Origin of the sequence: Thioclava sp. JM3 (assembly GCF_002213185.1) — a bacterium.
Classification (GTDB): Bacteria; Pseudomonadota; Alphaproteobacteria; order Rhodobacterales; family Rhodobacteraceae; genus Thioclava; species Thioclava nitratireducens.
Map to the genome: position 1 here is coordinate 451336 of NZ_NBOB01000002.1, position 18613 is coordinate 469948.

The window sequence follows — 18613 nt, forward strand, 5'->3', positions numbered from 1 at the left end:
CGCGAAAGTCCGTAGGTCGGTCGTGCCTGCGATGACATTGCCAATGCGCCCTCCCGGGGAGGGTCGGGCGCGGCCCGGGCGTTTTCGCGGGTTCACTCCGCCGCGTCGGGCCGTGTCACGAGATGCGGCTTCACGCCGCCTTCGGGCGCATCGTCATCCCAGATGATCTCGCGGCCACGCATCTTGCGCATCGCGCGTTCCAGCGCCAGATCGCGTGCAGCCCGGCTGTCAGCCCCTTGCATCAGCGCCGAAAGCGCGCGGGTCGAGCGGTAGGCGCCGGTCTTGAACCAGACGCGAAGCGCAAGCAGCGCGGGCGTCAGAACCAGCGTCAGGACAGTCGCGGTGCCGAGCCCAAACACCACCGCCGTCGCCAGTTGCTTCCACCAAAGCGCGGTCGGGCTGTCGATCGAATAGCCGCCATTGAAGAAGTCGAGCGACAGGCCGAACATCATCGGCGCGAGCCCCGTCATCGTGGTGATCGTGGTCAGCAGCACGGGCCGAAGACGCGCCTCAGCGGTGCGGATGATCGCCTCGATCTCGGGCATGTAGCGCGAGAATTCCTGATAGGTGTCGATCAGGATGATGTTGTTGTTCACCACGATCCCGGCCAGCGCGACGATGCCCACGCCGGTCATGATGATCGAGAATTGCTGGCCCATCACAAGCATCCCGATCAGCACGCCCGCAGTCGACAGGATCACCGCCAGCAACACCAGCACCGAATTGTAGAAGCTGTTGAACTGCGCGAGCAGGATCACGAACATCAGCGCCAGCGCGCCGCCGAAGGCGGTCATCAGGAAATCCTGACTCTCGTTCTGCTCGACCAGATCGCCTGACCATTCGTAGCTGACGCCCGGCGGCAGCGCGGCCTCCGTCTCGAGCCACTTCCCAAGCGCCGCGATCCGCTCGTTGCTTGTGATCGGCTGCCCGTCTTCGTTGGTGAGCCCTTCCTGAACGCCGGCCTTGATGTCGTAGAAGCGGGTCTGGTCGATCCGGTCGATCTGCCCGATCTTCGGCTGCGGGGTTCGAGTGATGAAATTCGCAAGCGGTACCAGCCCCTCGGAGGTGCGCAGCTTCAGCGTATCAAGTGTCGACAGCACCCGGTCTTCCTCGGGCAGGCGCACGCGAATCTCGATCTCTTCGTCCGACGATGGTACGCGCATCGTGTCGAGCAGGATGCCGCGCGTGACCAGCTGCACCATGCCGCCGACGGTCGCCACATCCGCGCCGAAGCGGCCCGCGCGAGTGACGTCCACGTCGATCACCCAGTCGATACCGGGCAGGGGGCGCGTGTCTTCGATGTCGGTCACGCCTTTCATCTGCGCCATATGCGCCTCGACCTTCCGCACCGCTTGATCGAGCGCGGCAAAATCATCGCCCTCGAGCCGCAGCTGGATCGGCTTGCCCGAGGACGGCCCGCGATCCTGCGCGAGATATTCGGACTGGATCCCCGGGATGGTGGCGATCTTTGCCATGATCTTCTCCATCACCACATCGCCATCGAGCGAAGGATCGTTCTTGCGCTCTTCCCAGGGGATCATCTCGATCTGTATCTGGCCGATCGTATCGCGCGGGGTCTGCGCGCCGCCGGTGTTCTGGTTCAGCCCGCCTTCGCCCGCGAAGGAGAAGACCGCGCCGACGCCGGGCGTGCCGATCACCATGTTCTCGGCTTGCTGAAGGAGCGCGTCCTTCTCTGTCAGCGAGAGGTTGCCGCGACCGCGGATATAGACGATCGCCTGTTCCACCTCGCTATCGGTGAAGAATTGGGTGCCGTTATTGTTCTTGCCGTAATAGCCGAAGGTCATGAATACGCCCGCCACGATCACCGCGACCACGATCAGCGGCATCACCGGATTTCCTGCGATGGCGGCGGTGAAATGCCCGAAGGGGCGGCGGCGATACCCCGCATCGATGGGCTTCGGTTTGCCTTGGGGCTTGGCCGCCGTGAATGTGATCGAGCTGAGCATCGCCGCGAGCACGAAGAGGATCACGCCGGGCAGCGAGGCCAGCAGGTTGCCCGAGGCGGTATGCGTGCCCGTGAAGAAGGCCGGGTTGAGCGTCAGCAGCGCGCCGAGGAACACGAGTGCGGCGGAGACCACGGCCAGAAGCAGGCGCAGCCAATAGGGGCGCCCTTTGAGGTGCGCGGCCCCGTTATCCAGTCGTCGGCTCACGCGGCCCGCGACGCCGCCCACGACAGGAAGATAGATCAGCGCCACGACCAGCGAGGCCGAGAGCACGAAGATGATCGTGACCGGCAGCATGCCCATGAACTCGCCTGGCACGCCTGGCCAGAACAGCATTGGCAGGAAGGCGCAGAGCGTCGTCGCGGTGGAGGAAACGACCGGCCAGAACATGCGTTTCGCGGCTTCCGTATAGGCGGCCATCGGGCCGGAGCCCTCGGAAATACGCTTGTCGGCATATTCCACCACCACGATCGCACCATCGACCAGCATTCCCACGGCGAGGATCAGGCCGAACATCACGATATTCGAGATCGGCACGCCCATCGCGCCCAGCAGCAGGAAAGTCAGCAAAAACGACGTCGGGATCGCGAAGCCCACCAAGAGCGCAGAGCGCGTGCCCAGCGTCGCAAGCACCACGATCATCACCAGCGCGATCGCGGTCAGCACCGAGCCTTCGAGCTGGCTGACCATTGCGCCCACGGTTTTCGACTGATCGAGCGAGATGCCGACATCGACCGCGCGTTGCAGTGGCTCGGGCCACTGGCTCTCCGCCTCGGCCACGGTCTTTCGCAGCAGGTCCACCGTGTCGATGACGTTGTAGCCCTTGCGCTTGACGATCTGCAGCGCCACCGTCGGCTCGCCGTTGAAGCGCGCGGTGCCGGTGCGATCCTCGAATGTCAGGCGGATATCGGCCAGATCGCCGAGTGTCACGACGCTTTCGCCGTTCTTCTTCACCGGCAGGGCGTAGACATCCTGCGCGGTCTCGAAGGTCGCAGGGATCTTCACCGAAAACGCGCCGCCATCGGTCTCGACCTCGCCCGCCGCGATCAGCTGGTTGTTCGCTTGGACGACATTGATCAACTCGGGCGCTGTGACGTTATAGGCCTCTAGCTTCAGCGGATCGATCACCACTTCCAGCATCTCGTCGCGCTGGCCTGCGATCTGGGCTTCCAGCACTGGCTCCAGCCCCTCGACCTCGTCCTGCAACTCGCGGGCGAGCTTTTGCAGGGTGCGCTCGGGCGCATTGCCCGACAGCGTCACCACGACGATCGGAAATTCCGAGAAGTTGATCTCGTTGATCGAATATTTCTCCGCGCCGTCGGGGAATTTCGCTTCGGCGGTGTTCATCGCGTCGCGGACATCGGCGAGGATTTTGGTCTTGTCCCAGCCGAAGTCGAATTCGAGCATGAGCCCCGCGTAATTCTCCTTCGCGATGCCGGTCATCTTGTCCAGACCGTCGAGCCCGGCCAGTTCGGTCTCCATCGGCTTGACCAGCAGCTTCTCGGAATCGGTGGCCGAGATGCCGGGGAAGGGGACCGAGATGAACAGCATCGGAATCTCGATATCCGGCTCGCCCTCCTTGGGCAGGCTCAGATAGGCGGTCAGCCCCGCGAGGATCGAGATCGCCACGAAGGCGATCACCATCCGCGCGCGCGCTGCGGCCCAATCGACGATGCCGGTCATTGCGCGGCCCCGTCGGTGGCGTCTGCGGCACCACCATCGGTTTGCGGCGCGGGCGTCATGGGGTCGGGCGTGTCTTTGGCCGCATCGCCCGGCGCGTGATCGACGAGGGTCACGGCCACGGGCGAGCCCTCGGTGACGTAGTCCTGCCCGACCACGATCACCGTGGCGCTTTCCGGCAGGCCCGCCAGCCAGACGCCCTCGGGCGTGTCGCGCAGGAAGTCGACCGGGGCGAAACGGGCCACGCCGTCCACCGCCAGCCGCACGCCCAGCTTGCCCTGATCGTTCAGCGACATCGCGGAGGCGGGCAGGAAATGAGCCTTGGTCCCGTCGGCGGCGACGATCATCTCGACCGTCTGGCCCTCGCGGATCGATTGGTCGCCATTGGGCGCCTCGGCTTCGATCCGGAAGGTGCGCGTGGCGGCATCCGCCGATTGCGAGACAAAGGTGACCTTGCCCATCACCTCGCGCCCGGTCGCAAGCCGTGCGCCGACCATCGCGCCGGCCTTGACCCGGTCGATCTCTGTCTCAGGGACGTAGCCGACCAGCTTGATCGGATCGAGCTGGATCACGGTGGCGCAAAGCCCGCCCGCCGAGAGTAGCGAGCCAAGTTCGGCGGTATCTTCCTCGATCAGCCCGGCGAAGGGCGCCGTGATTTCGAGCCGCGCCAATTCGGTCTGCGCGGCCTCGACGGCGGCGGTAGCCGCTTCGAGCGCCGATTGCGCGGAAGCGGTTGCGGTTTCAGAGCGGTAGCCGCCTTCCTTCAGCCTCTCGGCGGCGGTGGCGTTCAGCCGGGCCTCGGTCAGCCGTGCCTGCGCCTCGGTCAGTGCGGCCGGGCGCGTGCCGGGGTCGAGCTTGCACAGCAGTTGTCCCTTTTCGACCTGCGCGCCTTTGCCCAGCGGTTCGGAAATCACCTTGCCCGTCGTCTCGGCGCGCACTTCGACGCGGCGCGCAGCCTCGGTCTGCCCGCGCGTCAGAACGCCTTGGTCGAGCGGCTGCGCGGTCGAGACCATCGCCTGCACCGGCACGGCGGGGGTGCCGGTCTCCTCTACCTGCTGCGCTTTCTCGGCAGGCGTCGCGGCATCGCCGAGATAGCCCATCAGGCGGTCGCGCTCGAACACCAGAAGGTAGAGCGCGACAAGAACGAGGATCGCGTTGAGGATCGGGACCGGACGCATCGGCGGGCTCCTGTAAATGGGCGCGGCGTTCCGCCTAAATGGGGACTGAACCGCAGAGTTCAACTTACCGAGAGCGAGGCGTGATCTCAAGGCTTGCATTCCTCAGCGATGCGCGGACCGGAGCGGTCCGTGCGGCCCTTGGCAGCGCCCGGGGAGCCGTGTAAGAGGGGCGCCAAAGCTACGAGGAGACCCGCGCGTGAGTGATACCGACAGTTTCATCGACGAAGTCACCGAGGCGGTGCGTCAGGACAAGCTCTGGGCGGCGTTCAAGAAATGGGGCTGGATCGGCGCGGTGATCATCATCGCGATCGTCGGCGGCACCGCCTGGAACGCGTGGCAGAAGGAAAAAACGCAAGCCGAGGCGCGCGCCTTCGGCGATAAGGTGATGGCTGCCGTCAACGGCGACACCACGGGCGCGGACCTCGCGAAGATTACCCCCGACGGTCCGGGCCGCGCAGCAGTTCTCAAGATCATGCAGGGCGACGCCGCTATCGAGGCGGGCAAGCCCGACGAGGCGATCAAGTTCTTCGATGCGGTCAGCGCCGAGCCGGGGCTGCCGGCTTCGATCAGCGATCTCGCCAAGCTCAAGGCGGTGATCGCGGCGGGCGACAAGATGGACGCCGCCAAACGCGACGCGACGCTGCAGGAACTGGCCACCCCCGGAGCGCCTTACCGCCTTCTGGCAATGGAGCAGCAGGCGGCGGCGGCCCTGTCCTCGGGTGACAAGGAGGGCGCAATCTCGATCGCTCAGCAGATTCTTGAGGACGCCGGCCTCACGCCGGGCTTGCAACAACGCGCGACAGAGTTGATTGTGGCGCTGGGTGGCGAAGTGCCGACCCAGCCGGGGCAGGGCGCTCCGGCACCGCAAGAGTAAAGGGTTGAACCGGCGCGCCTTTCGGATGCGCAGGAGCTGCAAGAGAGCCGAGACAGGCAGGGGGAACAGGCGTGAAGCTGAGTAAGACGATCTGCGTGCTGAGTGTGGCGGCTTTCGTGGCAGGCTGTACCAAGGAAACCATCCTCCCCGGCGAGCGTCTCTCGCCCCGCGACGCGCTGCGCGCCGAAGAAGGGCTGCCGCTGGCTGATGCGCCCGCCCAGCAGTCGCTGCCGATCTCGCTTCCACGTCAGGTGAGCAATGCAGAATGGCCGCAACGTGCGGGTTCGGCGACCCATAGCCTGTTCAACGCGGCGATCGGAAACGGCACGACGCCGGTCTGGTCCGCCGATATTGGTGCGGGCAATGCGCGCCGCTACCGCATCACCGCCGATCCGATCGTGGGCGGTGGCAAGATTTACACCCTAGACAGCCAGGCCCGCGTCACCGCAACCGCGACGAATGGCGGGCGCGTCTGGCAGGCCGACATCACGCCGCCCGGCGACCGCGAGGGCGACGCCTCGGGCGGCGGGATCGCCTATGCCAACGGCACGGTCTACGTGACGTCCGATTTCGCCGAGCTCGTCGCGATCGACGCGGCCACCGGCGGCATCAAGTGGCGGCAATATTTCGACGCAGGCATCGGCGGTGCGCCGACCGTGAAGAATGGCGTGGTCTACGTGGTCGCCCGCGACTCCTCGGCCTGGGCGATCCGCGCCAGCGACGGCAAGGAAATCTGGCAGGTGCCGGGTGCGCCGTCCGCTTCGGGCATGACCGGCGTCTCCTCGCCCGCGGTGACCGACCGCATGGTGATTTTCCCGTTCTCCTCGGGCTTCCTGAGCGGCGTTCTGCCGCAAAGCGGGATGCAGATGTGGAACTCCAAAGTGCCGGGCGCACGTCCGGGCGTGGGCTATGCCAATATCGTCGATCTGACGGGCGATCCGGTCGTGGTGGGCGATACCGTCTACGCGGGCTCCTCGGCGGGCAAGCTGGCGGCCTTCGACGTGAATTCCGGCGATCGTATCTGGACCGCGACCGAAGGGGCCAACAGCCCCGTGCAGGTTGCGGGCGGCTCGATCTTCCTCGTTTCGGATCAGGGCAAGATCGTGCGGCTTGATGCCAAGACCGGCGATCAGATCTGGTCGAAGGATCTACCGTACTACACCAAGGACAAGCCGAAGCGTCAGCGCGACATCGTCGCGAGCTACGGGCCCGTTCTTGCCGGCAACAAGCTGTTCGTCGCGTCTTCCGACGGCGTTCTGCGCGTGTTCAGCCCGATCGACGGCAGCCTCATCGGCCAGGCGAAGATCCCGGGCGGGGCTGCGACCGATCCGGTCGTGGCGGGGCGCACCCTCTACGTCGTCGGCGGCGATGGGAAACTGCACGCTTTTCAGTGAGCCCTTTAGGGTGTAAGGGGGCCGCTTACGACCGCCCAAGGAGGGCATCATGAGCTTTACCCTGGCCATCGTGGGCCGCCCAAATGTCGGAAAATCGACGCTGTTCAACCGGCTTGTCGGCAAGCGACTGGCGCTTGTCGACAACATGCCCGGCGTCACGCGTGACCTTCGCGAGGGCGATGCGCGTCTGGGAGATCTGCGTTTCATCGTGATCGACTCGGCCGGTCTGGAACTGGCCGAAGACGACAGCCTTCAGGGCCGTATGCGGCGCCTGACTGAACGCGCCGTCGAAGAGGCCGATATCTGCCTGTTCATGGTCGACGCGCGCGTGGGCGTGACGCCGGCCGACGAGATTTTCGCCGATATCCTGCGCAAGAAGAACGCCAATGTGATCCTCGCGGCCAACAAGGCCGAAGGGGCGGCAGGCGATGCCGGCGCGATGGAGGCATGGAGCCTTGGTCTCGGCGAGCCGCTGCGGATCTCGGCCGAGCACGGCGAAGGTTTGGACGATCTTTACACCGCGCTGGTGCCGCTGGCGGACGAATTCGCCGAGCGCAATGCCGCCAACGCGCCGGTCACGGATGTGGTCATCGACGAGGAGCTTGAGGAAGGCGACATTCCCGCCTACCAGCCGCCCTCCGTCACGAAACCGCTGCAGCTTGCCGTGATCGGACGCCCGAATGCGGGCAAGTCTACGCTGATCAACAAGATTCTGAACGAAGACCGCCTGCTGACCGGCCCCGAGGCAGGCATCACCCGCGATGCGATCTCGGTCACGGCCGATTTCATGGGCACGCCGATGCGGATCTGGGACACGGCGGGGATGCGCAAGAAGGCGCGCGTCACCGACAAGGTCGAGAAGCTGAGCGTGGCCGATGGGTTGCGCGCCGTGCGCTTCGCCGAGGTGGTCGTGGTGCTGCTCGACGTCAATATTCCGTTCGAGACGCAGGATCTCCGGATCGCCGATTTCGCCGAGACCGAGGGCCGTGCGGTCGTGGTCGCCGCGAACAAGTGGGATCTCGAAGAAGACAAGCCCGAGAAGCTGAAGGAACTGCGCGAAGCGTTCGAACGCCTGCTGCCGCAGCTCAAGGGTGCGCCGCTGGTGACCGTCTCGGCCAAGACCGGCAAGGGGCTCGACCGGCTGCACAATGCGATCCTGAAGGCCCATGAGGTCTGGAACCGCCGCGTGCCGACCGCGAAGCTGAACAACTGGCTGACCGCGATGACCGAGGCGCACCCGCCACCCGCGCCCGGCGGTCGCCGGATCAAGCTGCGCTACATAACCCAGGCGAAGACCCGTCCGCCGGGCTTCGTGGTGAAATCGACCCATACCGACAAGATCCCGGAGAGCTACGAGCGTTACCTGATCAACGGCCTGCGCGAGAGCTTCGACATGCCGGGCACGCCGATCCGCCTCTACATGCGCGATCAGGGCAAGACGAACCCTTACAAGGATCGCAAGAAGTCGATCCCGTCGCGTCTGAAAAAGCACGTCGATGCGAAGAAGCGCTCCGCTCACAAAGAATCGGCGCGTAAAGCGCGCGAGGCGAAGAAGGGCGAGTAAGCGACTGAGCTGGAATGAAAACGCCCGCCGGAGGATATCGAGACTCCGGCGGGCGTTTCTAATTCGGGAGATGTGGACGCGGCTTAGAGAAAGCCCAGCCGATCGAGCGCCGCCCGGGCCCGCGCGCGCTCTTCGGTCGAGCCCGAGAGCGCACCCGCATTGATCTCCGCCATCAGTTTCGAGAGCGTCTTTTCCCGACGCATCGCAATGATCTGCTCGGGGATCTGGTCCTCGCCGATCTCAAGGATGCGGGTCATCAAGACGCTGTCCCGCTTACGCGTGATCGTTACCGACATATGCAGTTTCCCCTGCGACTCACTTCGTACACGGAAACGTTAACAGCGTTCCCGCCCCGAGTCTCGCGTCGCCGCGTCGCAGCGTCAGACCAGTTTCCCGTCCACCAGCCGCGTCTTGCCGCCCAGATAAGGGTGCAGGCAGGCGGGCAGGGTGACCGAGCCGTCCTCTTCCTGACCGTTCTCCAGCACCGCGATCAGGCAGCGCCCGACCGCGAGGCCCGAGCCGTTGAGCGTCGCGATGAACTCGGGCTTGCCGCCGCCTTCGGGCTTGTAGCGCCCGTTCATCCGCCGCGCCTGGAAGGTGCCGCAGGTGGAGACCGAGGAAATTTCGCGATAGGTGTTCTGCCCCGGAAGCCAGACCTCGAGATCGTAAGTTTTCTGCGCGCCGAACCCCATGTCGCCGGTGCAGAGCACGATGCGGCGATAGGGCAGTTCCAGCGCCTCCAGCACCGCCTCGGCGCATTTGGTCATGCGCTCGTGCTCGTCGATGGCGGTCTCGGGGGTGCAGAGCGTGACCATCTCGACTTTCTCGAACTGGTGCTGACGCAGCATGCCCGAAGTATCCTTGCCCGCCGAGCCCGCCTCCGAACGGAAGCAGTTGGTATGGGCGCACATGCGCTGGGGCAGGGCGGAGGCCTCCATCACCTCGCCATTGGCGTAGTTCGTCAGAGTGACCTCGGCGGTGGGGATCAGCCACCAGCCATTGGTGGTCTGATAGCTGTCCTCGGCGAATTTCGGGAGTTGGCCGGTGCCCATCATCGCCTCGTCGCGCACCAGCACGGGGGTGATGTTCTCGGACAGCCCGTGTTTGTCGACATGCAGGTCGAGCATGAATTGCGCGAGCGCCCGGTGGACGCGGGCGACTCCGCCCTTGAGCACCACGAAGCGCGAGCCCGACAGCTTCGCCGCCGTCTCGAAATCCATCTCGCCACCCACGGCGGACAGCTCGAAATGCTCTTTCGGGTCGAAGGCGAACGCGCGCGGCGTGCCCCAGCGGCTGACCTCGACATTCTCGTCCTCGTCCGCGCCGGTGGGCACGTCGGCCAGCGGCAGGTTCGGGATCGTCATCAGCAAATCGCGGACCTTCGCGTCAAGCTCGCCCGCCTCGGTCTGCATCTGCGCCACTTCGGCCTTCTTCTCGGCCACCAGCGCGCGCAGGCGCTCGAACTCGGCTTCGTCGCCCTTCGCTTTCGCGGCGCCGACCTGCTTCGACGCGGCGTTCTGATCGGCTTTCGCGGTCTCGGCTGCGTGGATCGCCGTGCGGCGTGCTTCGTCCATTGCGAGAATCTCGCGCGAGAGCGGCGAGAGCCCGCGCCGCGCCAGTTGCGCGTCGAATTCTTCGGGGTTTTCGCGGATTGCGCGGATATCGTGCATCTCACCATCTCCAAGACTGTTGCGGGAACGGCTTTAGCGCATGAAAGTGAAAGCGAAAACCCCCGGCGATGCGGCCATGACACAGGTCAAGGCAATAGAAACTGTGCGGTGCTTGTATTCTGTCGGGTGAATACATATTCAATAACCGGAATATAAAACCGCAGGCGCAGGGGCGCGCCGGTAAGGGAAGGGAACCCGAGATGACGTTGAAGCTTCTGCCATTGGCATTCGCCGCGTTGATCCTGCCGGGAATCGCGCTGGCGCAGGACGGGGCGATCACGGTCGAACCGCAGGTCGTGACCGATTGGAAATCTGTCTATGGGCAGGTCGAGGCGAAGAACACGATCGCGGCGCGTGCACGGATTTCCGGCACGATCACCGCGCTGGACGTGACCGAGGGCGACGAGGTGAAAGCCGGTCAGGAGATCGGCAAGATCACCGACCAGACGCTCGATTATCAGATCGGCGCGGTTGATGCGCAGATCAATGCGCTCGAAGCGCAGCTGGAGAATGCCAAGACCGAGCTCAAGCGCGGGCAGGAATTGCAGGCCCGCGGCGTGTCGACTTCGCAGAATGTCGATCAGTTGCAGACGCAGGTGAATGTCTACGAGGGCCAGATCGCGGCGCAGAAAGCGCAGCGCAAGGTCTATGAACAGCAGCAGGAGTTCGGCACCGTTACGGCGCCGATCGACGGCAAGGTCGTGACCGTTCCGGTCACCAAGGATGCCGTCATCATGGGCGGCGAGACGATCGCGACGATCGGCGGCGGCGGGTTTTTCCTGCGTCTGTCGATCCCCGAGCGCCACGCCGACACGCTGCACACCGGCGACACGATCCTGATCACCGATCCCGACGGGAAGGAGATCGAGGGCAAGCTCGCCAAGATTTACCCCGAGATCGAGGGTGGCCGGGTGCAGGCCGATGTGGAAGTGCCCGATCTGGATTCGCGCTTCGTCGGCGCGCGGCTTCTGGTGAAGCTGCCGATGGGCGAGCGAGAGGCGCTTCTCGTGCCGCAGGGATACGTCTTCAACCGCACGGGGCTCGATTTTGTCCGCGTGAAGGAAGAGGGGGGCACCTATCTGCGTACGGTCGTGCCGGGGGTGCATGTCACGAGCGATGGCAAGGACATGGTCGAAGTTCTTACCGGTCTGAACGCCGGCGACACGGTGGTGCCGAACGATGAGCAATAACCAAGGCACCGGGCCGGAGATGCCCGAGGACGACGAAATCCACGGCAAGCTGGGTATCGCGGGCGGTCTGACGAAATCCTTCATCCGCTCGGCGCTGACGCCGCTGATGATCCTCGCCGCCGTGGCGGTCGGTCTGGTCGCGCTGATCTCTCTGCCGCGCGAGGAAGAGCCGCAGATCTCCGTGCCGATGGTGGATATCCACCTGCAGGCCCCGGGTCTGAAGGCGCAGGACGCGATGAAGCTGGTGACCGAGCCGATGGAAACCATCGTGCAGGGAATCAACGAGGTCGAACACGTCTATTCGCGCACTCAGGACGACTATTCGCTCGTGATGGCGCGCTTCAAGGTCGGCACCTCTTCGGATGCCGCCATCCTGCGCGTGCATGAAAAAGTCCGCGCCAACATGGACAGGATCCCAAAGGGTATCCCCGATCCGGTGATCGTGGGTCGCGGGATCGACGATGTGGCGATCGTCTCGCTGACGCTGACCGGCAAGGACGGCGCGCAGGTCGACAGCGATGAACTCACCCGCGTCGCGCGCGAATTGCAGACCGAGGTCACGAAAATCGAGAATGTCGGCCTGACCTATCTGGTGGGCGACGCAACGAGCGAGATCCGTATCGAGCCCGAGCCCGACAAGCTCGCGCTCTACGGGGTCACGCTGCAGCAGCTGTCGAACAAGGTCACGCAGGCGAACCGCGCTTTCAACACCGGCAATATCCGCCATGAGGGCAAGCAGATCAGCCTCTCGGCTGGCGAGACGCTGACCGCGCCTTCCGAGATCGCGGGGCTCCTGCTGACCACCCGCGACAATCGCCCCGTCTATGTCGCCGATGTCGCGAAGGTCTCCTATGTGCCGGACGCCTCGGATCATATCGTCTCGAACGTCCAGCGCGACGCGGACGGCAAGATCGAGCGCACGCCGGCCGTCACTCTCGCCATCGCCAAGCGGGCGGGATCCAACGCCGTGGTGGTGGCCGAGCATATCCTCGACCGCATCCACGAGCTGCACGGCCAGCTGATCCCCGACAATGTCGAGGTGAAGGTCACCCGCGACTATGGCGAGACAGCGAACGAGAAGGCAAACGAGCTGCTGTTCCACCTTGGCCTCGCGACGATCTCTATCGTGGGTCTGGTGCTGCTGGCGATCGGCTGGCGCGAATCCATCGTGGTGGCGGTGGTCATCCCGGTGACGATCCTGCTGACGCTGTTTGCCGCCTATATCATGGGCTTCACCCTCAACCGCGTGTCGCTTTTCGCGCTGATCTTCGCGATCGGTATCCTCGTCGATGACGCCATCGTGGTGATCGAGAATATCGCGCGACATTGGGCGATGAAAACGCCCGGCTCGCGCGTGACCAAGGCGATCGAGGCCGTGGCCGAAGTAGGCAACCCCACCATTGTCGCGACCCTGACCGTTGTGGCCGCGCTGCTGCCGATGCTGTTCGTGTCGGGACTGATGGGGCCTTACATGTCGCCCATCCCGGCGGTGGCCTCGGCGGCGATGATCTTCTCGTTCTTCGTGGCGGTGATCATCACCCCGTGGCTGATGGTGAAGGTCGCGGGCAAGGCGCAGCTGCATGGCCATCACGGCGATGACGACACCTATGGCGGTGAACATGCGGGCGGCAGGCTCGGCCGGATGTACAGCGCCGTGGCGCGCCCGATCCTGAAAACGAAAGCGCGCTCGGGGCTGTTCCTGCTGGTGGTGTCGGTGCTGTCCTTCGGCTCGCTGGGGCTTCTCTACACCAAGCATGTCACGGTGAAGCTGCTGCCCTTCGACAACAAGTCCGAACTCTCGGTCGTGGTCGATATGCCTGCGGGCACCTCGGTCGAGGGTACGGATGCGGTCGCCCAGCAGGTGGCCGAGATCGTGACCGAACTGCCTGAGGTGCTCTCGGTGCAGACCCATGCGGGTACCTCCGCGCCGTTCAACTTCAACGGGCTCGTGCGCCACTACTACCTGCGTGCGCAGCCCAATCAGGGCGATGTCGAACTTCAACTCGCGCCGAAAGGGGAACGCGATCGCACCAGCCACGAAATCGCGCTGGAGATCCGCGAAAAGATCAAGGCGATCAAGCTGCCCGAAGGCGCAAGCCTGAAGACGGTCGAACCGCCGCCCGGTCCGCCGGTGATCGCGACGCTTCTGGCCGAGGTCTATGGCCCCACGCCCGAGGCGCGCCGTGACGCGGCCCGCCGGATCGAGGACGCCTTCAAGCAGGTGCCCTATATCGTCGACGTGGATAACAGCTTCGGCATCCAGCCCGACAAGCTGCGCGCCACGGTCAATTCCGACGATCTGGAGTTCTATTCGGTCTCCGAAGGCGATGTCTGGGACACGCTCGGGATGCTGAACGGTTCGACCACCGTGGGCTATTCCCATCGCGGGCAGGAGCGCCAGCCGATCCCGATCGTGATGGAGCGTTCGAAATCGAACAAGGTGATGAACGAGGAAACGCTCTCGACGCCGATCCCGGCCAACGTCCTGCCCGGCGCGCGCGGCGTCGTGGAGCTTGGCGACGTGGTCAGCGTGGACAAGGAGAAGGCGTCCTATCCGATCTTCCGCCATAACGGGCGCGAGGCCGAGATGGTCACCGCGGAACTCGCCGGCAAATTCGAGGCGCCGCTTTACGGGATGCTCGCCGTCGACGATACGATCAACAACATGGACTGGCCGAAGGGCGAGAAACCGGTCGTGTCGCTGCATGGCCAGCCGCAGGACGAAAGCCACGTGACGCTCCTGTGGGACGGCGAATGGGAGGTGACCTGGGTGACCTTCCGCGACATGGGCGCGGCCTTCGCCGTGGCGCTTCTGGGGATCTACATCCTTGTCGTCGCGCAGTTCGGCTCGTTCCGCCTGCCGCTGGTGATCCTGACCCCGGTGCCGCTGACCTTCCTCGGTATCATGCTGGGCCACTGGATCTTCCACGCTCCGTTCTCGGCCACGTCGATGATCGGCTTCATCGCGCTGGCAGGGATCATCGTGCGTAACTCGATCCTGCTGGTGGACTTCATCCGCCACGGCAGCCATGAGGGCAAATCGCCGATCGAGGTACTGATCGAGGCGGGCGCCATCCGCTTCAAGCCGATCCTGCTGACCGCGATCGCGGCGATGATCGGTGCGGTGGTGATCTTGGCCGACCCGATCTTCCAGGGTCTTGCGATCTCGCTGCTGTTCGGTCTGCTCAGCTCGACCCTGCTGACCGTGCTCGTGATCCCGGCGATCTACCGGATCTTCAAGACCTGATCCGGTCACTGACCTGAAACGCAAAACCGCCCGCACGTTTCTCTCGTGCGGGCGGTTTTCGTTGCGCGGTCGACGCGCCCCCTTTTCCTTCGCATAAATATCCCGCGGATGAATGGCGAAGCCAGAAGGGGCAGCGCCCCCTGCCTAATCGATAGTTGCCTCGTAGCACTGAAAATATCGACGATACTCGGCGTAACGCCCCCCGCGGAAAGCAAAGCGCCGAGATCAGAAACGATCTCGGCGGCAAGCGCATCGGGTGCGTCTGGGTCAGGTCTCAACTCGACCCGCCTTATGAGTTCTCGAAGATGCTCATTGGCTTGGTGAACAAGCTCGGGATCGGCGAGCAATGTCTCAAGTTCCTGAACGGCGCGTGCGAAGAGCGCGGCACTGTCGGTCGGAAGCTGCGGCAGGACCGCGCGGGTCTGCTGATGCTGAGCCAGCTCGGCTTCAAGATCGCCGATCTCTCGTTCGAGTTCTTCGGCGCGCGCTTTGTAGGCGCTGTAAGGTGCGCCTTGCTCGATCGCATCGAAGATCCGCTGGCGGCTCGTACGCGCTTTCTTAAGACGACGCTCGAGCCGCGATACGGTGTCTGCTCCCTGAGCGCTCGCCAGCGCCTTATACTCAGCCTTAAGCGCGGCGTCGAAGCTCGCGGCCAGTTCCGGCGTCAGGAAGGTGCCCCGGAGCTTCGAGAAGATACGAGCCTCAATCCGGTCGCGGTGGATGGTCGTCTTGTTGTTGCACGCCCCCTTGCGTGCTTCGCGGCAGCCGAAATGGGTTCGGCCGACTTTCACATAGGTCGCGCCGCAGCAGCCGCAGACCAGCAGACCGCTCAGCAAGTGCTTACTGCGCCGGGCCCCGACGGGGTTCCCCTTGCTTTTGGCTTTTACAGCTTGGGTCGCAAGCTGCACCTCAACGCGATCCCAGAGATCTTGATCGATGATCCGCAGCGCCGGGATCTCAATCTCCGCCGCCGCGCTCGGGGTTTCGTAGACTTCTTTGCTGCCGGTTTCCGGATGGTAGCGGCGTGACGTCTTCGCGACGCTTGCGATACCAATATAGAGGCGATTGCGCAGCATGCCTTCGAAGCGTGTCGGGTTGCCTCGGATGGTACTGATGTCCCAAGTGCCGCCACGTGGGGCAGGAATGCCGTCTTTGTTCAGCCGCTTGACGATCGCCTGCGTCGAATGCCCGTCGGCGAATTCGCTAAAGATGCGGCGCACGATCTCCGCCTCCTCGGGGTCGATCTCGCGGTTGAGGCCTTCGTCGCGGTCACGCTTACGGTAGCCGTATGCGCTCGTGTGAAGCCGTTTCCGGGTGAGCCCTTGAACCATTCCGCGGCGCGTGTGTTCACCGATCATCTGCGCATAAAGCTGTGCGCCGAGCGCATTTATCAGGACTTTGAAGAAGTCCTGCTGACCTTCAGCGACAGAGTAAAGCTCGGCCTGCTGGAACTGGAACAGCTCGTAATGATTGAGCGCGTCGGCGATCTTGCGGGTGAGGCGGTCGACAGCTTCGATGACGATCGCATCAACCTGCCGCGCATTGACCGCAGCACACAGCGCCTGAAGACCCTCGCGGCGCGTGTTGCGGCCCGACTTCTCGTAGTCCGTGAAACGATGTGCCACCACCCATCCGCGCTTGGCTGCAAAACGCTCCGCCATCGCGATCTGATCGTCGATCGACGTTTGCTTTTGGAGACCCGAGCTATAGCGAGCATAGATCGCAACGCGTTTCGTCATTGTGCTTCTTCCTTCTGAGGCGCGGCGGGGCAGTTGGCGGGGATCGCACTCGCGAGATCTCGGACAACTGCGCGCGCCAGCAGCCGCGCGATCGCGTTGCAGGCGGGCGGAACGATCATGGCTTCATCGAGCGTATCGTTGGCGGCGGGAATGGGGGCGGATGGCATGGTAAGCTCCTTCGTTCGGGGTCCTACGAAGAAGCTGGGTTCATCTGTCAGAGCGCGGAAACGCGATCACGAAGAAACTGAAATTCGCGATGCGAAAAGGTCGGCATGAAGCCTCAAGTTCCTTGCGAACGAGCCCGCCCTTCCTTGCGAACGAGCCCGCCCTAGCGTTCGTCTCAGGAGCGGACTCGTGCTCAATAAGGGCGGAGAGCTGACGGATGCGGATGCAGCGGCACGGTCGCGGTCTCCGCCTGAAGCAGCCATTTAAGCAACGCACCGCGAGCGCGAGGCTGAGAAACACCCCGACGACCCCGGTAAGCCCATGGCCTTCGACCATCACCAGGATGTGGAAGCTCGGCTGCGCGATCGCGATCAGCGGCACGAACTGTATCCAGCTCACGGTACCGACATCTGCCTAGCACAAGGAATGGAGGCGCGCGTAGATGCGTAGGGCATGCAAGCGCTATGGAACACTAGGACGCCCTCATTGGCGGCGGAATGAAACTGACAGTCAAGTGCCATAGCCTAATCAAAAAACACCCCGCATCCGACAGGCTGCGGGGTGTTGTGTTAGTGCTTTACTTAGGTGCGATCGACGACGCTCGCGCTTGGCGCGATCCGCTTGGCGGTTTCCGCCCCGCGTTCAGCCGACTGTTTGGTCGTATAGACCTCGGAGTGGCAGAGGATTTCTCCGTTGCCACCCTTCAGGCGCCAGAAGTAACCGGTAGATGCTTTCAACACCTCGAACATGGTGATTGCCCTCCTTGGGGCCAAGTTGGCGGCCTGACGAAGCTTCAGGCCGTTGACTGTGATCGAGGGGCCAGCTAGAAACATGGTGTTCAAGCATATTTGCTAGCGGGGCTTCGCCCCCTTTTTGGAAACCGGCTGTTACAGCAGCCGGTTTTCCATCCATGCGACCTTCGGGGTCATATACGGCCCCTTAGGCGGCAGTTCCTCTTCGTCAGCGGCGGGAATCCCCGGGAACCGGGTTCCGTCCTTGATCTCCGCGACCCTTCCTTGGTTCACTCCGAAGAAAGCTGCAATGTCGTGGTGACGATCGCCGCGGCGAACCATTCCGCGAATGAGGGCCGCATCTGATGCGGTGAGTTTGAGCCCGCTGGGCTCAGCGCGTGTTGCCATGTTGTACTCCATAGCTGTTTCAGTTGTGTCCAGATCGCGCTGGACATCATGTATATGACAGACTCAGACTCGGATTTCAACTCCATTTATTTAGGCCAAAAAAACAATGTATGCGACTACGTTTGCGTAGTAAGTTCGAATCGTATTGACATACGTAAAGTTATGCACGATATCAGCCCTCATGACAGAGAGCATGAAGAAACCGAGAATTGATGCCACCGCCGCGCGCCTTGGCGATGTTGCTGAGGTGTTTGCGGGAGCGGGTGTTTCTCGCGAGGAGGCTGTGCAACGTGATGGCGAGCAGTTGCCGATGATTGGCGTCCGAGACCTCGTGGACGATGCCGTAACACCGATAGGCGTGCTCGACACGGTTGGCTTCGATAAGCCGGAACGCGCAGAAAACTACCGCGTGCGAACCGGCGACACACTTCTGACGGGCCGGGGCACCGCGATGAAGTTTGGCCTGGTCGGGGAAGAAACAGAAGGGGCGGTTGCAAGTAGCAACATTATCGTCGTGCGTCCGGGGGGGAGCATCATTGGGGCCGCTCTCTATGCTCTACTTTCTAGCGAGGCGTATCGCCCCAAGATCGAACTGCTTCGTCGGGGCTCGACCACGCTGCTGTCACTGTCTGCCAAGGATTTGAAGCGGCTGGAGTTGAACCTTCCGCCTATGGATGAGCAACATCGCATCGCGGCTCTGATGCTTGAAGCGCGCGACGCTTACAGGAATGCAATCCGTGCGGCGGAGCTACGGCGCGACATCGCTCGCCAGCTGCTGAACCAGCGGCTCTTCGGCGGAATGAATTGAG

At 63.7% G+C, this 18613-nt stretch carries 15 protein-coding genes; 6 read left to right on the top strand and 9 right to left on the bottom strand.

The window, feature by feature from the left end; genetic code table 11:
* Nucleotides 1–92 precede the first annotated feature (92 nt).
* Nucleotides 93–3647, bottom strand: coding sequence for an efflux RND transporter permease subunit (locus tag B6V73_RS05555; RefSeq protein WP_088724717.1), 3555 nt, complete (start codon nucleotides 3645–3647; stop codon nucleotides 93–95).
* Nucleotides 3644–4822, bottom strand: a complete 1179-nt coding sequence (locus tag B6V73_RS05560; RefSeq protein ID WP_088724718.1) for an efflux RND transporter periplasmic adaptor subunit — start codon at nucleotides 4820–4822, stop codon at nucleotides 3644–3646. Before B6V73_RS05560 ends, B6V73_RS05555 begins: the two co-directional genes overlap by 4 nt.
* A gap of 196 nt (nucleotides 4823–5018) precedes the next feature.
* Between B6V73_RS05560 and B6V73_RS05565 the strand changes: the two genes are divergently transcribed.
* The 3 genes from B6V73_RS05565 to der all read left to right on the top strand — a co-directional run bounded on the left by B6V73_RS05565 (nucleotide 5019) and on the right by der (nucleotide 8654).
* On the top strand, nucleotides 5019–5696 hold the full coding sequence (locus B6V73_RS05565; RefSeq protein ID WP_088719003.1) for a hypothetical protein: 678 nt from the start codon (nucleotides 5019–5021) through the stop codon (nucleotides 5694–5696).
* 71 nt (nucleotides 5697–5767) lie between these two features.
* Nucleotides 5768–7090, top strand: coding sequence for a PQQ-binding-like beta-propeller repeat protein (locus tag B6V73_RS05570; protein ID WP_075776063.1), 1323 nt, complete (start codon nucleotides 5768–5770; stop codon nucleotides 7088–7090).
* Between the two features lie 49 nt (nucleotides 7091–7139).
* Entirely contained in the window at nucleotides 7140–8654 is a 1515-nt protein-coding gene (der, locus tag B6V73_RS05575; protein WP_088724719.1) for a ribosome biogenesis GTPase Der, read from the top strand.
* An 83-nt stretch (nucleotides 8655–8737) separates the two neighbouring features.
* On the opposite strand, the gene B6V73_RS20720 is transcribed toward der, so the two are convergent.
* Both B6V73_RS20720 and serS read right to left on the bottom strand, forming a co-directional pair.
* Nucleotides 8738–8911, bottom strand: a complete 174-nt coding sequence (locus tag B6V73_RS20720; protein ID WP_157771566.1) for a hypothetical protein — start codon at nucleotides 8909–8911, stop codon at nucleotides 8738–8740.
* A 123-nt stretch (nucleotides 8912–9034) separates the two neighbouring features.
* A complete protein-coding gene (gene serS / locus B6V73_RS05585; protein WP_075776060.1) occupies nucleotides 9035–10324 on the bottom strand; it encodes a serine--tRNA ligase in 1290 nt (429 codons plus the stop codon).
* A 200-nt stretch (nucleotides 10325–10524) separates the two neighbouring features.
* Here serS and B6V73_RS05590 point away from each other — a divergent pair, with 200 nt between their 5' ends.
* Both B6V73_RS05590 and B6V73_RS05595 read left to right on the top strand, forming a co-directional pair.
* Nucleotides 10525–11514 (top strand): efflux RND transporter periplasmic adaptor subunit, encoded by a 990-nt coding sequence (locus B6V73_RS05590; protein WP_088719001.1) that lies wholly within the window; start codon nucleotides 10525–10527, stop codon nucleotides 11512–11514.
* Nucleotides 11504–14761 carry an efflux RND transporter permease subunit gene (locus B6V73_RS05595; protein ID WP_240504101.1) on the top strand — a complete coding sequence of 1086 codons (3258 nt, stop codon included), beginning with the start codon at nucleotides 11504–11506 and terminating at the stop codon, nucleotides 14759–14761. The genes B6V73_RS05590 and B6V73_RS05595 overlap by 11 nt, the downstream gene beginning before the upstream one ends.
* A gap of 5 nt (nucleotides 14762–14766) precedes the next feature.
* Here the strand turns inward: B6V73_RS05595 and B6V73_RS05600 are convergent, their stop codons facing one another.
* The 5 genes from B6V73_RS05600 to B6V73_RS05615 all read right to left on the bottom strand — a co-directional run bounded on the left by B6V73_RS05600 (nucleotide 14767) and on the right by B6V73_RS05615 (nucleotide 17816).
* A complete protein-coding gene (locus B6V73_RS05600) occupies nucleotides 14767–16500 on the bottom strand; it encodes a recombinase family protein (RefSeq protein ID WP_088724720.1) in 1734 nt (577 codons plus the stop codon).
* Nucleotides 16497–16667, bottom strand: a complete 171-nt coding sequence (locus B6V73_RS20725) for a hypothetical protein (protein WP_168174866.1) — start codon at nucleotides 16665–16667, stop codon at nucleotides 16497–16499. The genes B6V73_RS05600 and B6V73_RS20725 overlap by 4 nt, the downstream gene beginning before the upstream one ends.
* A 40-nt stretch (nucleotides 16668–16707) precedes the next feature.
* Nucleotides 16708–17064: a hypothetical protein gene (locus B6V73_RS05605; RefSeq protein ID WP_088724721.1), complete on the bottom strand. Its 357-nt coding sequence runs from the start codon at nucleotides 17062–17064 to the stop codon at nucleotides 16708–16710.
* Nucleotides 17065–17246: 182 nt separating this feature from the next.
* The gene (locus B6V73_RS20730) at nucleotides 17247–17414 is read right to left on the bottom strand and encodes a YegP family protein (RefSeq protein ID WP_168174867.1); all 168 of its coding nucleotides are present in this window, start codon (nucleotides 17412–17414) and stop codon (nucleotides 17247–17249) included.
* 138 nt (nucleotides 17415–17552) lie between these two features.
* Nucleotides 17553–17816, bottom strand: a complete 264-nt coding sequence (locus B6V73_RS05615) for a hypothetical protein (protein WP_088724723.1) — start codon at nucleotides 17814–17816, stop codon at nucleotides 17553–17555.
* A 181-nt stretch (nucleotides 17817–17997) separates the two neighbouring features.
* On the opposite strand from B6V73_RS05615, the gene B6V73_RS05620 reads away from it, so the two are divergent.
* Nucleotides 17998–18612, top strand: a complete 615-nt coding sequence (locus tag B6V73_RS05620) for a restriction endonuclease subunit S (protein ID WP_206185562.1) — start codon at nucleotides 17998–18000, stop codon at nucleotides 18610–18612.
* The last annotated feature ends 1 nt before the right edge of the window (nucleotide 18613 follow it).

What these genes read in the sequence shown, in the direction of transcription:
- der (WP_088724719.1), top strand. Translation starts at nt 7,140, where the DNA reads ATGAGCTTTACCCTGGCCATCGTGGGCCGCCCAAATGTCGGAAAATCG.
- B6V73_RS05590 (WP_088719001.1), top strand. Translation starts at nt 10,525, where the DNA reads ATGACGTTGAAGCTTCTGCCATTGGCATTCGCCGCGTTGATCCTGCCG.
- B6V73_RS05600 (WP_088724720.1), bottom strand. Translation starts at nt 16,500, where the DNA reads ATGACGAAACGCGTTGCGATCTATGCTCGCTATAGCTCGGGTCTCCAA.
- B6V73_RS05595 (WP_240504101.1), top strand. Translation starts at nt 11,504, where the DNA reads ATGAGCAATAACCAAGGCACCGGGCCGGAGATGCCCGAGGACGACGAA.
- B6V73_RS05555 (WP_088724717.1), bottom strand. Translation starts at nt 3,647, where the DNA reads ATGACCGGCATCGTCGATTGGGCCGCAGCGCGCGCGCGGATGGTGATC.
- B6V73_RS20720 (WP_157771566.1), bottom strand. Translation starts at nt 8,911, where the DNA reads ATGACCCGCATCCTTGAGATCGGCGAGGACCAGATCCCCGAGCAGATC.
- serS (WP_075776060.1), bottom strand. Translation starts at nt 10,324, where the DNA reads ATGCACGATATCCGCGCAATCCGCGAAAACCCCGAAGAATTCGACGCG.
- B6V73_RS20730 (WP_168174867.1), bottom strand. Translation starts at nt 17,414, where the DNA reads ATGTTCGAGGTGTTGAAAGCATCTACCGGTTACTTCTGGCGCCTGAAG.
- B6V73_RS05615 (WP_088724723.1), bottom strand. Translation starts at nt 17,816, where the DNA reads ATGGAGTACAACATGGCAACACGCGCTGAGCCCAGCGGGCTCAAACTC.
- B6V73_RS05620 (WP_206185562.1), top strand. Translation starts at nt 17,998, where the DNA reads ATGAAGAAACCGAGAATTGATGCCACCGCCGCGCGCCTTGGCGATGTT.
- B6V73_RS05560 (WP_088724718.1), bottom strand. Translation starts at nt 4,822, where the DNA reads ATGCGTCCGGTCCCGATCCTCAACGCGATCCTCGTTCTTGTCGCGCTC.
- B6V73_RS20725 (WP_168174866.1), bottom strand. Translation starts at nt 16,667, where the DNA reads ATGCCATCCGCCCCCATTCCCGCCGCCAACGATACGCTCGATGAAGCC.